Here is a 13,972-nt window from a genome sequence, read left to right as displayed (position 1 = left end):
CATAGCGGCAGTTATCATGAGGTTGGTACCAAAGGAAGGCGTGTCCAGAGCCTTGGCCGTTATGTATACCGGCCAGGCTGTCGCTGCAGCGTTTGCCGCGCCGATCGGCAGTTACCTGGGTGGAATCATCGGCTGGCGCGGGGTATTTTGGGTTCTGGTTCCCATTGTTGCCGTGACTCTTATGTGGCAACTCCTTGTGCTGCCCTCCATGCCCGCAAATGATCGGCAATCATTCCGCTCACTGTTAGACGTGTTAAAACGCCCTTATTTTGCTCGGGGTATTGCAGCCGTGATCTTCACATTTGCAGGTGCCTTTTCGATGTTTACCTATCTGCGCCCCTTCCTTGAAAACGTCGCAGGTGCTGATGTGATCACGCTGTCCCAGTTGTTTCTGGTACTCGGCTGTAGCGGCTTTATTGGTACATGGGCTGGTGGGAAGTTTGCCAATAACCACGTTACCCGGTTGCTGAAGTTGGTGCCCTTGGTCATGGCGGCCGTCACTTTGGGACTACTTGGCTTTGGGCAATTTGTGGCTGTCAGGGCGGTGCTGCTTGCCGTTTGGGGAGCAATGAAAACGACAATGTCCATTAGCTGGATGGCATGGCTTTCACAGAATGTTGATGATTCACCCGAGGCAGCAGGCAGCTTGATCGTTGCCGCCATTCAGGCGTCTATCCTCTTGGGCGCCGGGCTCGGCGGAATATTGCTGGACCTGATTGGAATCCATGCGACATTTATCGGCAGCGCCCTGTTATCCGGCTTGGCGATCTTACTGGTTGGGTCCGGCAACAGGCTTCTTAAGGGGTACCGCTAACAGTACCCGAGAGGCAACGATGGAATAGTCGGTTAACCATAACTCCCTTCTGCCCTGACCTTTTCCAGTCGTGACCTGGACGCCTAATTTAGTACTTTGTGTGCAAATCGAAACTAGCCCTCTATTCTAGAATTCACTTTAAGTTTGTGTAGTACTTTGCGTGGAATTGTGGGTGCAAGTTACTGATTCGTGGTTGGGAAGGGTTTAGTACTTTCTGTGGTCGTCCATGATTGTAGTATTTCTTCTTAACGTCCTCCGGCTGAGTCCTGGAAAGTTCCTCACGAGCGCCAGGTCGAGTGAGCGATTGCCAATGTGTGAGCCACGCTCTAAATCCTATCAGTTACTCGAAATTGGGTTCATACTGGATGCTGAAAGCATGGGCATCAGACAGAGGTGGACAGACCGCATGAGTAAAAGCCAGGACAGAAAAAAAGACACTAAAAAGAAACCGCTTTTAACCGCCAAGGAAAAAAAGAAGGAGAAAAACGCAAAGAAAAATGAAACCGATATACTGGGACATTGATTTAAGGGGGAGTTGATGTCTCCCCCAAAATTGGCCATTAGCTCGGGTCTTCAGCGCTAATTTGAGCCCACTTCCCCGGTAATCCACGAAACGAATGCACGAACCTTGTCCGTGCGAAATTTTGCCTCTGGTGCAACGAGGTAATACTGGTATTCCGACGGCACCGAAATGTCGATTGGGCACTGAAGCAAGCCGGCTTTAAGTAGATCGGCAACAAGACTGTACCGCATCAACGCAATACCTCTGCCTGCAAGCACGGCTTCTACAAGCGTCGTTCCCTCTGTAACTCGCAGCGTTATCGAGCTTTCAGATATTTCGATGCCAAGCTCTTCCTGAAACGCAATCCACGAGCTTTCCATGTCGATCGATTGATCGATAAGCCAGGGAAGCCTCGCCAGGCTCTCGGGCGTCACAGGCTCGTTATCAATGAGCATGCTGTGACAGACCGGCAGCAGTTTCTCTTCGAGTAATGGTCTGGATTCGAGCCCGGCATAGTCCCCCCTCCCAAAACGAATCGCGAGGTCGACACCATCACCCTGAAAATCCACCAACTGGACGCTGGGTTGCAGGCCTAGCTGGATCTCCGGGTGAGCTTTCAGGAACGAGTCAATTCTGGGAACAAGCCACCGACTGGCAAAGGATGGCACCGTTGCCACGGTTAAACGCCCGGGATCAGAATTCGGCGCAAACAGCGCTATGCCTCTCTCCAGCTCTTGAAATCCCGTTTCTACATACCCTGAAAGCGCCCTGCCTTCGTGCGTCAATTGCACTTGCCGGGTTAAACGAACAAAGAGCTTCAAACCCAGAAAATCTTCGAGGCCACGGATATGGGTGCTGACGGCCGCTTGGGAAATGTTCAGCGCCTCCGCTGCGGCCTTGAAGCTCAATTCTCTGGCGGCGTAGCGAAAGGCCTGTAATGCCCTGAGTGGAGGGAGTTTCTGCATTGGATTCGCTCAGCTTACGGTTAACTTTTAATTAAGCATAGAACCATTTTACCCGTTTGTTCCCATCACCGTCGACTGAAAGAATTCAGGTGACACAAACCAGATCAGCACTAAGGAGAAACCACCATGAAGATTGAAGTTCCAATCGTAAGTGCCTTTGTTGACGGCGATTCCGGTGGAAACCCGGCAGGTGTTGTTTTGAACGCTGAGCGGTTCAGTTATGAGCAAAAACAGAAGATCGCGGCGGCTGTCGGCTTGTCGGAAACGGCTTTTGTTTCTCCGTCTGAGTCAGCAGATATAAAGCTGGAATTCTTTACGCCAGCCCGGCAGATCGCTCACTGCGGCCATGCGACGATCGCGACATTCAGTTATCTGCGTCAAAACGGTCTGCTGACCCACGATCAGTCATCCAAGGAAACGATTGATGGACGACGCTCAATAAACATGGAGGGCGACTTGGCGTATATGGAGCAAAAAGCCCCCCGGTACGAGCAATTAACTGATGCCGATTTGGAGTTGGTTCTCGCTGCTCTCGGGATAACCAGCGCTGACCTGATTGCGGGGGCCGAGCCAAAACTCGTGAATACAGGTAATAGCTTTGTCGTGATCGGTATTCGCAACGCTGAGGTTATCAAGCGTCTCCAGCCAGACTTTGATTTGATTGAGAAGCTCAGTGACGCTCTTGATTTGATCGGTTTTTACGTTTTTTCCTTTGATGGCGTCGAATATGGACGGGACGCAGGGGCCCGAATGTTCGCGCCCCGGTATGGGATACAGGAAGAGTCCGCTACGGGCATGGCTGCTGGCCCATTAGCATGTTATCTGCGGGAGCATCTCGGCATCGATAAAGCGGAGTTCTCACTTGAGCAGGGACGCTGGATGTCACCGCCCTCACCTAGCGTTATCAATGTCCGTTTACATATTGGCGCTAATGGCAACGTAGAAAGCCTGTTTGCCGGAGGACGGGGAGCTCTCAAAGAAACCACAGAAGTTGAATTATGGTGATTCTGAGACACGTTTAATACATCCGGGCTCTGGTGATATTCGTCCCGAGGGGGGCCGCGCCGCTCGCGGTATTTCTGACTTGGATGCCGAATTTAGTACTTTCTGTGTTCGTCTACCGAGTAATGGTTTCTCCATACGGCTTGGAGAGCCTATACCTAGTACACTAATGATGAGCATGTAACCTATGTGGCAGCCAACGAATTGTGTTCGCTGAACCTGATCGATAGGAAAGGCTTCTGGAAACGGAAGCACGCCACAACGACAAACCACTGGAGGTTTCTGAACTAATGAACATTATCCCTGTAATTACTCTGTTTGGCGGCTTGGCGGCATTTTTCACTCTAGCCGTTACACTCAGTTATGCTGCTGGCAAAATTCAGGCCATTGAGAAGCGTAACGAAAATCAACTGATCGGCTAGCAATTGTCTCGAAGCCGGAATTTTTGTAGGCACCCCCGCGCCGATAGCTTTTGCGGAGCGTTGGCGGAGGCCTTCTTCTGCCAGGGGGCGCGGACCGCAGGGGTGCTGGTGCGCAGGCTAGACCTGTCAGGACTGGATTTTGATCCTCACTTGCACATCGGTTGCTCTACCGGCAACCCGGTAGGAATGCCCTGGCCCGGGCAACTCTATGCTAACTCCAACACCTCCGACAGTCCGTTACCGCACGGATGGGGGTCGCCTGGGGATGGTAAATTCACGGAGACCATTCAGCGCCCAGAGGTGGATCGTAATGGAAGAGCCCGCCAGTCTTGAAGACATCCTGACGCGCATCGGAAAAGCCGAAGACCATGACGGTGACCATACCTCTACCAGAGCGGTGGTAAACGCGCTGGGGCGTCGCTCTTTTGCGCCACTGCTTTTATTGCCCGGACTCGTCACCTTATTGCCCATAGGAAGTATCCCGGGTGTCCCTACAGTTATGGCCGTACTGATCTTGCTAGTGTCGGTGCAGTTGTTATTCGGTCGGCGATCGTTTTGGCTTCCTGCTTGGCTTCTCAATCGCTCCGTATCTCGCTCCAAGCTTGAAACGTCCCGCCGCTGGATGCTTCGCCCCGCCAGATTTATTGACTTCTTCCTTCGTCCACGCCTCACCTTCCTCATCAATGGAGTTGGGGTTTATGTCATCGCCCTTATCAGCATTGTTATAGCGCTAATGATGCCGCCGATGGAGCTTGTGCCTTTCTCCGCGGTTGGCGCGGGGCTGTCGCTCACCCTGCTTGGGTTGGCCCTGTTAGCACACGACGGATTGGCTGCCCTTTTGGGTATCGTTGTCACAACGTCTACCCTCTGGCTGGTTTTCTCTAGCGTAACAGGGCCTTAGAAGTTCGTTTTCACTCGGGTTCAATGGGCAATTAACGGTTTTGGCATTGAGCCTTCTCTTCTAGACTAACGTTTTTCAGCTTAGGTATATTAACTATTTAGTTGGACTGACTGCCCCCTTAAAACGTGAAAAAGTGCCCTGGCTCAAGTGATCGGGTAATTACAGCGGGACAGGTTATAGTCGGGGGAAAGAATTCAACTCTGTCCCCCGGTTCAATTTACTGAGGCGTCCATGAATCAACGTGCTGTTTCCACTCAGAGTCGACGTTCTTGAATACGAGAATGGTCTGCCCGGCACAATGGTCGATTAACACCTTGAGTGTCTTAGCGTGTTCTGAATAATCAGTCCCAGAACGCAGACCCGAGAAACGAATGTAGGCATGAAGATAGGTCGTTGGTCGCAACCTTTCGATTCCAGGGTCATCAGTTCGTATCCTACCCCTGAAGTGGACCGTCGTTCCCCTAAAGTCGACAACCGATTCCACTTCAGCATTAAGCTTGAACAGGTCATCCAAACCATAGCCCTGATATTCGATGAGATATGGTTCGTATTCAGTGTGGTCGAGGGAGTACGGCTTGTCAGGGGGCGCTCATTCCGTGAAGGATTTTTGTAGTTCGCGAACGACGACGCGGGAAAAGTCTCTGGTGGCCTGTTCCAAGGATTTCGGGTCGACGGTACTGGAGAACATCTGCCAGATGGAGTCGCCGGATTTACTGTCAAAGAGTGTGGTACGCAAAACGTATCGGGTTGATTCCTCAAAGCGTTCCGGTATCACCATGGTTTCCATATAGGTGACGGACGCGAGCGGTCCAATGCTTGTTACTACTGGATTAAACACGACTTGGCCGGGAATGTGGTCAATCTGTTTTTTCTTGCTAACCAGAGAAACGGTTAATACCCCGTCGACCCCTTGTGGCTGCCCCCGTTGCTGAACCCTCTTTTGCAGCGCTTCGGGATCGTCCCAGGGCATCGACGTCACAGGGCCATAGGCTTCAGCTTGGTATCCTGCATTTTTGAGGCGGGCCACCAGGGCTTTTTCCATTACTGCCCGAATTTCCTCATCGGAACTGATCGCCAGCACCAGCAGATTCCGGGGGGATTGCGAAACGTCGGGTGACTTGCGAACGCTTGTTACCTCCGGGCCAGAGGCGCACCCGCCAAATAACAGGAAGGCAAGGATGGTGGCGATCAAAAAACCGTTGGATCGGGGGCATTTCTTTGTAGCGTTCATTTTTAATGCGTCCATGAAGGAAACCGGTTACCACCTGCAAGTGCAGTTGGGGTCATATTAGATAGAAACATAGCAAACATTCTCTGCGACGGTGCTGCATTTCCAGTCATAATTAAGTGGCTGGTGATAGATCCAATCCGTCGCGTCTGGGCACGCAGCCTGAGAACCTCACTCTTGGCCTCGAACAATTCGGCGACGGTATACCCCTCCAGCAATTTTGAAAGTCTGTAAAAAATTGTTGGTGAAAAGCAAGGTAGTAAAGGGATGCTGAATTAATAGGTTTGGAATGGGTGCTCAGAAAAACAGGGAGGCCCACCTAGCCTGGACAACGGCTATACCGCTCCTTGCCCTTCAAACCTAGCATCCAAGCCTTTGATAAATAATCGAACTTTCAATTAACAGGGGCAGCTTCACACCACTCAAGGCTTCAATATCAAGCAATGAATCTTTTGTCTCGCAATAGTCCTTCCCTCTGTCGACATTCTGTTGCATAACAAAACCGGCTCCCAATCTATCCTTGTCGTAAACGACTTTGAAATAACCGCTTGGGACGAGATGAGGCTCATCTGCATTAGGCAGGGTTATCATCGAAAGGACGTAGAGTGGGCCAGTGATAACGTAAAGAGAATTCCCGTAGCTGACTGCATTACGCACAGCCTCCTCTAATCCGAGCCACGGTCCTTGGTTCAAATCCCTATCTTGGGGAGTGATATTGCTAAGGTAATTCAACTCTGGCCAGTAATGCGAACCTGCAAACGACGCAAGAGGAGCTTGATGTCCGCGGTCTGCTTCAAGGGCGCTAGCGTTCGCTCCTCGGTAGTCATCCTCTTCAAGAGTTTTGTCGCCCTCTATCAAAGGGTCGGCTTTCCACACACGCCCAGGTGAAGGTCCAAAATTCAAGACATTAACTTCATAAGCAACCCAGTCTGCAAACTTTGTGTCTGGATTGTTGGATAGTGCATAGACATGCCCAAACACCACGTCATTGCCGATAGCAACTGACGGACAACCGAGCGGACAATGAACTGACAGTACATCGCCTGCTGCGGTCGCGGAGAAGAACACAATAACCACTGTCGAAACCAAGTGTTTCAAATCATTACCTCGAACTGTGGCTTCGTATAATGCATGTGTGATTTCAGCTTATACTCAGTGCCAGTTAGAGAGATCAATTATTGGTGAATAAGCTATCTCCAACAGAATTCAGATCGAAAAATTATGAGCGCTTAATGAGGCCTGACTTGATTATAGAACGTTCTCCAAACCTCAACCTTGTGTTCGGCATCAGCCAGTGACAAAAAAGTTCTTGTGGTCGTTCAATAAGTGCTTTTAGGAACACACCGATTACGGCGCCATCGGCTGCCCGATAAAGCGGCTGATTTCGACCAGACGTTGGCCGCCGTCGTTTACTGAGTCCAGGTAAAACGCTATATCAGTCACGCCACGATCAAGTGCCTCCGGTACCGCGGTTACCGATACTGGCATTTCACGCCATTCGCCCGCACCCACGACGATGTTCTGATGTCCGATCAGGCTCAGGCCGTCCATACCGCTGACACTTAACTCGAAGGTCTGGCTATCCTGACTTTTGTTGAGCACTTTCAGGATATAGCTGTTCTCAATATTCCCCTTTTCGTCGAACCGGAACAGTCCCCTGTCTTTGACCACACCAAACTCGACCATGGGTCTGACCATCATCGCCCAGGAAAAGATGGCAATAAACGACACCAACAGAGCGCCGTATCCCAGCAGCCTTGGGCGGAGGATCCTCAGTCGTCCACCTTCCAGTTCCCTTTCACTGGTATAACGGATAAGGCCCGGAGCATAGTCCATGACCCTGACCCGGAATTCTTAACCGTTTAAAACTGGAAAATCCGGCATGATAGACCCTTGAACAGGAGGTCATGCCATGAAGCGATCCCGTTACACCGAAGAGCAGATTGCCTTCGCCCTGAAGCAGGCGGAGTTGGGAACGCCGGTTCCGGAAGTCTGCCGGAAAATGGGTATTTCTGACGCCACGTTTTACACCTGGCGCAAGAAATTCGGCGGACTAGGGCCTTCCGAACTCAGACGCTTGAAGCAGCTGGAGGAGGAAAACCAGCGCCTGAAACGGGTGGTGGCGGATCTGAGCCTGGACAAGGCCATGCTTCAGGATGTGCTGTCAAAAAAGATCTGAGACCGCCTCGCAAGCGTCAGCTGGTCGATGATCTCCAGAAGCGATTCGGAGTCAGCCAGCGGCAGGCTTGTGCGGTCCTGGGACTCTCCAGAGCCTCCTATCACTACAAATCGGTGACTCGTGACGCCTCTGCGCTATCGATGCGGATCCGGGAGATCACCCAGGTGCGGATCCATTATGGCTACCGTCGTGTCCACGTGTTGTTGCAACGTGAAGGATGGCAGGATAACCACAAACGCGTGTACCGGTTGTACCGTGAGCAGGGCCTGTCTCTGCGCCTGAAACGCCCCAGGCGGAACAAGGCTGCGAAGAACCGGCAGCCCGTGTCTCAGGGCGAGTTTCCCAATCACATCTGGGGCATGGATTTCGTATCGGATGCCCTGTTTGACGGCCGCCGGCTGCGGTTGCTGACCATCATTGACCTGTTCACTAGGGAGTGCCTTGGCATCATCGTCGGACAAAGCCTGAAAGGCGAAGACGTCAAAGAAGCACTGACGCGGATCGCTCGTTTTCGAGGTAACCCGAAACTACTAAAAGCAGACAACGGCTCCGAATTCGCCGGCAAGGTCATGGACCGGTGGGCCTATGAGAGACAGATAGAAATTGATTTCTCTCGGCCCGGCAAGCCCACGGACAATGCGACTGTGGAGTCATTCAACGGCAGACTCCGCCAGGAATGCTTGAACGAGAACTGGTTCCTGTCACTGACAGATGCCGAGCAGAAGATTGAGGCTTGGAGAACGTTCTATAATCAAGTCAGACCCCACTCCGCATTGGGGTGGTCGACGCCCTCTGACTACGCCCGAAAACACGCTGTTTCAGGTTATCTGGAACCGCAATTAGAGCCGGATTTTTCTGACAATGAGCGGTACTAAAACGGGGTTAAGGTCATCCATTTTGTCCATGATGGAATCGCAGGCATCAATACAGGCCGCACATCCGATGCATTCCATCTGCAGGCCATCTCGGATATCAATGCCGGTTGGGCAGACCTGAACGCACATCTGGCAATCGATACAATCACCGAGGCCTTCAGCCTTGTAATCCGAGCCGGCTTTGCGGGGCCCCCGGTTCTCTCCCCTCTGGGCATCGTAGCTGATGACCAGGGAATCCCTGTCCAGCATGGAGGACTGAAAGCGCCCGTAGGGACACATGTGCAGGCAGACGTTTTCGCGAAGCCAGCCGGCATTGAGATAGGTGGCGGCAGTGAAGAAGAACACCCAGAACGCGGCCATGCCAGTGACCTGCAGGGTGAACAGATCCGTAACCAGCTGCCGGATTGGGGCAAAATAGCCAACGAAAGTCACAGCGGTTGCCAGGCTGATTGCCAGCCATATTCCGTGCTTTAACGCCCGTTTGTAGATCTTCGATGGTGACAAAGGCGCCTTATCCAGATTTTTGCGTAGGTTTCGGTCACCTTCTGCCACCCTTTCGGCCCACATGAATACCCACATCCAGACACTTTGTGGACAGGTGTAGCCACACCATACGCGGCCGGCAACGACCGTTATGAAGAACAGTCCGAAGGCGCAAATGAGCAGGATAGCGGACAGAAGTACCAAGTCCTGGGGCCAGAAGGTGCTGCCAAATATATGAAACTGTTTTTCGGACAAGTCCCACAACACCGCCTGGCGGTCGCCCCAGGACAACCACACGGTGCCGAAAAACAGGGTAAACAGAAGTGTTCCGCCGGCAATTCTCAAGCGTCTGAAAAAGCCCTGGAACTTACGGGTGTGGATTTTGCCGTTGTCGTCAGGCCCTACGGCAAGGTTACGAACAGGAATGGCGTTACTCAACGGATACTCTCCCCGACAATAATTGGACTGGCGGGGAGAGTAATGCTTAGCACCTAATGGGCACAGTCTCACTTTTTATAATGTTGATGGGTACAGTTTTTCAGATACGGCCAGACGTTTCTACTCGATGTGCAGTAAACCGGGTAATTGCCGGAGAGCGTCCATTCGGGATTCGTTCCAGGGATGGGCGAAGCTTATTCTCACGCAGTTTTCGAACTGGCCAGATACCGAAAACAGCGGGCCCGGTGTGATGATGATGCCGTGCTTCAGGGCATTCGTGTATGCCGCCAGTGTGTCGACCGTCTCCGGCAACTCCACCCAGACGGTAAGGCCACCTTGCGGGGTACTGACGCGCACCTCCCCGGGCCAGGTATGGAGCGACGCAATCAACCTGTCCCTGTTAGCGCTCAGTTCATGGCGCTGACGGCGAAGATGGGAGGTGAAACTGCCATCGGCCATGTAGTCCGCCACGCCCTGCTGGAGATAGCGGCTGCTGGCCAGTTGGGTGACCAGCTTCAGGTGAAGGATCCTGTCGTGCCATCGCGCACCGGATATCCAGCCAAGCCGCAAATCCCGGGACAGGGATTTGGAGAAAGAGCTGCACAGGATCACCCGGTCCTCACCATCCAGGGCCTTCAGCGGATCAGGAGAACGACCAAGTGCCGTATCTCCATAGATATCGTCTTCGATCACCGCGAGGTCATGCCGTTCCGCCAACGAAAGCAGGCGTTTTTTGTCGGGCTCCGGCATCAACGCACCTCCCGGTGTCGAAAATGAAGGAGATACAATACAGGCTCTTACCTTCCAACGCTCAAGTACTTCCTCAAGGCTATCCATGTCCATGCCCGTCTCCAAGGACGTGGGCACTTCCACCGCTTTAAGGCCAAGCTGTTCCAGAAGTTGCAATACACCATAAAATCCCGGGGATTCGACAGCGACCACATCCCCACGCTCACAGGATGCCATCAACGCCAGAAACAGAGCATGTTGGCAACCTGAGGTGATGCAAAGCTGTTCCGGTGAGACGGCCCACCCTCGCCTGGCATGATGGAGCGCCAACTGCTCCCGCAAGCCGACAAACCCTGCAGGCTTATCGTAATACTGGGAGTCTTCGCCCTTCTGGCGCCGCAGTGCCCGGCCTATCGAACGGTTCAGAGTCACTATTCCTGGCGGAAGGTCGCCACGGTGAAGATCCGGCAGTAAATCAAACGCCGCACTACGGCCCATGATATCCAGCAGCAGATCGCTGACATTTACCGGGCGTGGGGCTTCTATCCGGGCACGACTAACCGGCTTCTTCACTCCGTCCGGCTGCAAGGAAACAAAGTAGCCGGCTTTAGGGCGGGCCTCGATCAGGCCCTGGGCCTCCAGTCGCTGCAGGGCGTGCTGAACCGTTGCCTTGGACAATTTCTGTTCGGCACACAGTGTTCGGATCGAAGGCAGGCGCTCTCCCAACCGCCAACGCTGGTCCAGGATTCCCTTCAATAACCAGCCTTCCAGTTGCTGATAGCGGTACTCGTCAGTCATTTATCGCCATTATCTTGCCCTGATGCATCGGCAATTTCATACACCTGCACCTATTCAAAGTGCTAAAGAGTAGCCACAGAACGTACTAAATTTTAATAAGAAGTACGAAATTCGTCGTCGTTACAATGAGCCCGAAATTCCAGTTTGCTGATCCGATCGTCTCCGTCAGCGTCTGTAATCTGCAGAAATCTTAGTCCAAGATCGAAGTCGGTTTTCGCAGGTCGCTCTTTGCTTGACTCTGGAACACTCCCACAAGCGAGATCTTCTCCGATACCGCATTGGCGCAAATTTACGAGCTCAGACTGATCAATATATTCATTGCCATTACGGTCCGCGCATTTAAACTGAGCCATTGGTGAGTCGGATGTCTTTGTGACAGTGTCAGAGGGCTCAGAAGATTTCATTGCAGAGCATCCGGTCACCCCAATGCCTAATGCAAGACCGAGCAGGATCGATGGTTTTGTTTTCATCTGGCTAATCTCCAGCAATTCGGATGATTTTCAAAGGATTCAATGGCCTTATCAGATTAGGTCACTTTTTAGGGTTTAGGAACACATGGAATAATATCGGGCCAGTCACAAGACCCAGCAATTGAGCTTTGCTTGCATCAAGCCTTGATTGGATTTCTTCAAAATTCACGAATTTTCTGGCGTGTAGTCGCCCCGTCTTTTACACAAAATGGGTTGCTCATCACCATCGCCGAACTAAACTAAAATCAGTTAAACAGACAGATTAAGCCGTCCTGTCAGAACACAAAAAGGCCGGAGGCTTGATCGCATGAAACTGCAAAAGCTACTGCAGCTCGCCTGCTTACCGATACTTCTCGGAACCACCCTGACCTCAACTGAAGCATTTTCGGCCGAGACCGATGGCAAGAACTTTCCCGATCGTGGAATGATCCAGCTGGGGGCATTATTTGTCTTCGACTCAGACACGTCGTTTTCTGCGGGCGGCGCAAAAACCGGCATTGGCACAACCATTGATTTCGAGAATGATCTTGATGGAGATTCCACCATTACCACTCCGTCATTCGAGACTTATTACCGCTTCAATAGCCGGCACCGACTAGAGCTGGCAGTTTTCCAGCTTGAACGCGATGGCAGCCGAGTGATCACGCGGGAAATCACCTTTCGGGATCGGACTTTCTCCCGCAGTATCCAGATCGACAGCTCTATCAATAACGATATCTACAAACTTGCGTACGCCTACAGTTTTTATCACGCAGATAGAGTGGAGCTGGCGATATCTGCGGGTTTCAACGTACTGGACTATGAGGTTCGGCTGGCCTCATCTGCGGGAGACTTCGCAGAAACGGCGTCTACCACCGCTCCCATGCCGGTTTTTGGTTTCAGGATGGACTACGCGGTAACACCACGCTTAACGGCCAGGTTCCGAACTGACAGCTTCTACTTCGACTTCGAAGACAAAATCCGTGGCTCCCTGCTAGAACTTCAGGTTGGCGCCGGGTACCGCTTGCTGCGGAATTTCTCTGTGGGTGCCTCACTATCTAGATTGGCCATTGCGGTTGATGTAGATGACGACGATTTCAAAGGCCGTGTGGACGACCTTTACCGGGGCACACGGATATACGGATCGTTTTACTTCTAGTGGGCTGGACTGTTTCCCGCCACAAACCGGTCTTCCTCGCCAAAGTGGTCCCGAGACTGCGGGCTGGGGATTCTCATTAGGTCGATGTAGTCAGACCCTATCCGCTCAAGAGAAGCATCAATGGCCGCAGCGCCACCCTCATAGCTTTTATGATTGTTCTGCCCCTGGACTTGATGGAGGTCATTACGGGGCAACGTCACTTGATTCAATCTGGAAAAGAGTCAAGTAATCGTCGGACGTAGCCATGTCTCAGGATAACGACAAAGGACTTCGTGATGAATAGGCTTCTCCCAGCCCTGCTCTTGTTTCCTTTGTTTGCGGTCGCTGCCGAGTCGTCGCCTGGCGGCGAGGAGCTGGTCGATGGAATGGAAGACACCCTCTGGGGCGATTCCAATCATGGCCGTTTTACCATGCGCATCGAGACCGAGTACTGGACCCGCGAGCTGGACCTGGAAGCATGGATGGACCGGCCCGAAAAAACCCTGATCCGCATCCACGCGCCCAAGAAAGAAGCCGGCATCGGCTCGCTACGCATCAAGGATGCCATGTGGAACTACCTGCCCAAGGTGGATCGGACCATCAAGATCCCGCCCTCGATGATGCTACAACCCTGGATGGGCTCCAACTTCAGCAATGACGACCTGGTCAAGGAAAGCTCATTCGTCAACGACTACAGCCACGAAATCACCGGCAGCGAGGAGCAGGACGGGGTGACCGTCTACCTCGTGCGCTCTACCCCCAAGCCCGACGCTCCGGTCGTGTGGAGCCGCCTGGAATTCAAAATCCGCGATGACCATATACCCGTAGCCGTGACCTACTTCGGCGAGCGGGATCAGTCGGTGAAGGAAATGACCTATAGCGCCATCGAGACCATGGGCGGGCGCCGCATCCCGACCCGCTGGACCATGGTGGATTCCGACGACGCCAAATCCCGCACCGTGATCGAGATTGAGTCCATAGAGTTTAACGTCCCCCTAGAGGAAGAGCTCTTCACCTTGCGCCGCCTGCGCAATCCACAGTGAGGACAC

At 52.6% G+C, this 13,972-nt stretch carries 14 protein-coding genes and 1 pseudogene; 7 read left to right on the top strand and 8 right to left on the bottom strand.

The window, feature by feature from the left end; all coding sequences use genetic code 11:
* Position 1: 1 nt before the first annotated feature.
* Positions 2 to 814, top strand: a complete 813-nt coding sequence (locus FDP08_RS02155) for an MFS transporter (RefSeq protein WP_228263335.1) — start codon at positions 2 to 4, stop codon at positions 812 to 814.
* Between the two features lie 579 nt (positions 815 to 1,393).
* On the opposite strand, the gene FDP08_RS02150 is transcribed toward FDP08_RS02155, so the two are convergent.
* Complete coding sequence (locus FDP08_RS02150) at positions 1,394 to 2,281, bottom strand: LysR substrate-binding domain-containing protein (RefSeq protein ID WP_137434393.1); 888 nt, start codon at positions 2,279 to 2,281, stop codon at positions 1,394 to 1,396.
* A 126-nt stretch (positions 2,282 to 2,407) separates the two neighbouring features.
* On the opposite strand from FDP08_RS02150, the gene FDP08_RS02145 reads away from it, so the two are divergent.
* The 3 genes from FDP08_RS02145 to FDP08_RS02140 all read left to right on the top strand — a co-directional run bounded on the left by FDP08_RS02145 (position 2,408) and on the right by FDP08_RS02140 (position 4,606).
* A complete protein-coding gene (locus FDP08_RS02145; protein WP_137434392.1) occupies positions 2,408 to 3,286 on the top strand; it encodes a PhzF family phenazine biosynthesis protein in 879 nt (292 codons plus the stop codon).
* 287 nt (positions 3,287 to 3,573) lie between these two features.
* Complete coding sequence (locus FDP08_RS20575; protein ID WP_257791947.1) at positions 3,574 to 3,705, top strand: hypothetical protein; 132 nt, start codon at positions 3,574 to 3,576, stop codon at positions 3,703 to 3,705.
* 310 nt (positions 3,706 to 4,015) lie between these two features.
* Positions 4,016 to 4,606 (top strand): exopolysaccharide biosynthesis protein, encoded by a 591-nt coding sequence (locus FDP08_RS02140; RefSeq protein ID WP_137434391.1) that lies wholly within the window; start codon positions 4,016 to 4,018, stop codon positions 4,604 to 4,606.
* A 589-nt stretch (positions 4,607 to 5,195) separates the two neighbouring features.
* Here FDP08_RS02140 and FDP08_RS02135 read toward each other — a convergent pair.
* The 4 genes from FDP08_RS02135 to FDP08_RS02120 form a co-directional block, all read right to left on the bottom strand.
* Positions 5,196 to 5,852: a hypothetical protein gene (locus FDP08_RS02135; protein ID WP_137434390.1), complete on the bottom strand. Its 657-nt coding sequence runs from the start codon at positions 5,850 to 5,852 to the stop codon at positions 5,196 to 5,198.
* A gap of 342 nt (positions 5,853 to 6,194) precedes the next feature.
* Complete coding sequence (locus FDP08_RS02130; RefSeq protein ID WP_206077262.1) at positions 6,195 to 6,932, bottom strand: DNA/RNA non-specific endonuclease; 738 nt, start codon at positions 6,930 to 6,932, stop codon at positions 6,195 to 6,197.
* A 131-nt stretch (positions 6,933 to 7,063) separates the two neighbouring features.
* On the bottom strand, positions 7,064 to 7,135 hold the full coding sequence (locus FDP08_RS20665) for an integrase core domain-containing protein (RefSeq protein WP_137437190.1): 72 nt from the start codon (positions 7,133 to 7,135) through the stop codon (positions 7,064 to 7,066).
* A 46-nt stretch (positions 7,136 to 7,181) separates the two neighbouring features.
* Positions 7,182 to 7,670, bottom strand: a complete 489-nt coding sequence (locus FDP08_RS02120; protein ID WP_137434389.1) for a FixG Ig-like domain-containing protein — start codon at positions 7,668 to 7,670, stop codon at positions 7,182 to 7,184.
* A 76-nt stretch (positions 7,671 to 7,746) separates the two neighbouring features.
* Between FDP08_RS02120 and FDP08_RS02115 the strand changes: the two genes are divergently transcribed.
* A protein-coding gene (locus FDP08_RS02115) for an IS3 family transposase (RefSeq protein ID WP_137434388.1) occupies positions 7,747 to 8,888 on the top strand; the annotation gives its coding sequence in 2 pieces (ribosomal slippage) (positions 7,747 to 8,008 and positions 8,008 to 8,888; 1,143 coding nt in all).
* Between the two features lie 15 nt (positions 8,889 to 8,903).
* On the opposite strand, the pseudogene ccoG reads toward FDP08_RS02115, so the two are convergent.
* The 3 genes and pseudogenes from ccoG to FDP08_RS20360 all read right to left on the bottom strand — a co-directional run.
* Positions 8,904 to 9,809, bottom strand: a pseudogene (gene ccoG / locus FDP08_RS02110) (cytochrome c oxidase accessory protein CcoG); the annotation flags it as partial.
* 120 nt (positions 9,810 to 9,929) lie between these two features.
* Entirely contained in the window at positions 9,930 to 11,336 is a 1,407-nt protein-coding gene (locus tag FDP08_RS02105; protein ID WP_137434387.1) for an aminotransferase-like domain-containing protein, read from the bottom strand.
* Between the two features lie 92 nt (positions 11,337 to 11,428).
* The gene (locus tag FDP08_RS20360; protein WP_206077261.1) at positions 11,429 to 11,806 is read right to left on the bottom strand and encodes a hypothetical protein; all 378 of its coding nucleotides are present in this window, start codon (positions 11,804 to 11,806) and stop codon (positions 11,429 to 11,431) included.
* A 307-nt stretch (positions 11,807 to 12,113) separates the two neighbouring features.
* Between FDP08_RS20360 and FDP08_RS02100 the strand changes: the two genes are divergently transcribed.
* Both FDP08_RS02100 and FDP08_RS02095 read left to right on the top strand, forming a co-directional pair.
* Positions 12,114 to 12,944 carry a hypothetical protein gene (locus FDP08_RS02100; protein WP_137434386.1) on the top strand — a complete coding sequence of 277 codons (831 nt, stop codon included), beginning with the start codon at positions 12,114 to 12,116 and terminating at the stop codon, positions 12,942 to 12,944.
* A gap of 275 nt (positions 12,945 to 13,219) precedes the next feature.
* On the top strand, positions 13,220 to 13,966 hold the full coding sequence (locus FDP08_RS02095) for an outer membrane lipoprotein-sorting protein (RefSeq protein WP_137434385.1): 747 nt from the start codon (positions 13,220 to 13,222) through the stop codon (positions 13,964 to 13,966).
* The last annotated feature ends 6 nt before the right edge of the window (positions 13,967 to 13,972 follow it).

It is taken from the genome of Marinobacter panjinensis, assembly GCF_005298175.1.
In the GTDB taxonomy this organism is placed as follows: domain Bacteria; phylum Pseudomonadota; class Gammaproteobacteria; order Pseudomonadales; family Oleiphilaceae; genus Marinobacter; species Marinobacter panjinensis.
Note: the sequence above shows the minus strand (reverse complement) of the source record. Positions and strands in the feature narration are given on the sequence as shown.

Coding starts and splice junctions, on each gene's coding strand:
- FDP08_RS02145 (WP_137434392.1), top strand. CDS start 2,408: ATGAAGATTGAAGTTCCAATCGTAAGTGCCTTTGTTGACGGCGATTCC.
- FDP08_RS02140 (WP_137434391.1), top strand. CDS start 4,016: ATGGAAGAGCCCGCCAGTCTTGAAGACATCCTGACGCGCATCGGAAAA.
- FDP08_RS20360 (WP_206077261.1), bottom strand. CDS start 11,806: ATGAAAACAAAACCATCGATCCTGCTCGGTCTTGCATTAGGCATTGGG.
- FDP08_RS02135 (WP_137434390.1), bottom strand. CDS start 5,852: ATGGACGCATTAAAAATGAACGCTACAAAGAAATGCCCCCGATCCAAC.
- FDP08_RS02120 (WP_137434389.1), bottom strand. CDS start 7,670: ATGGACTATGCTCCGGGCCTTATCCGTTATACCAGTGAAAGGGAACTG.
- FDP08_RS02095 (WP_137434385.1), top strand. CDS start 13,220: ATGAATAGGCTTCTCCCAGCCCTGCTCTTGTTTCCTTTGTTTGCGGTC.
- FDP08_RS02150 (WP_137434393.1), bottom strand. CDS start 2,281: ATGCAGAAACTCCCTCCACTCAGGGCATTACAGGCCTTTCGCTACGCC.
- FDP08_RS02100 (WP_137434386.1), top strand. CDS start 12,114: ATGAAACTGCAAAAGCTACTGCAGCTCGCCTGCTTACCGATACTTCTC.
- FDP08_RS02105 (WP_137434387.1), bottom strand. CDS start 11,336: ATGACTGACGAGTACCGCTATCAGCAACTGGAAGGCTGGTTATTGAAG.
- FDP08_RS20575 (WP_257791947.1), top strand. CDS start 3,574: ATGAACATTATCCCTGTAATTACTCTGTTTGGCGGCTTGGCGGCATTT.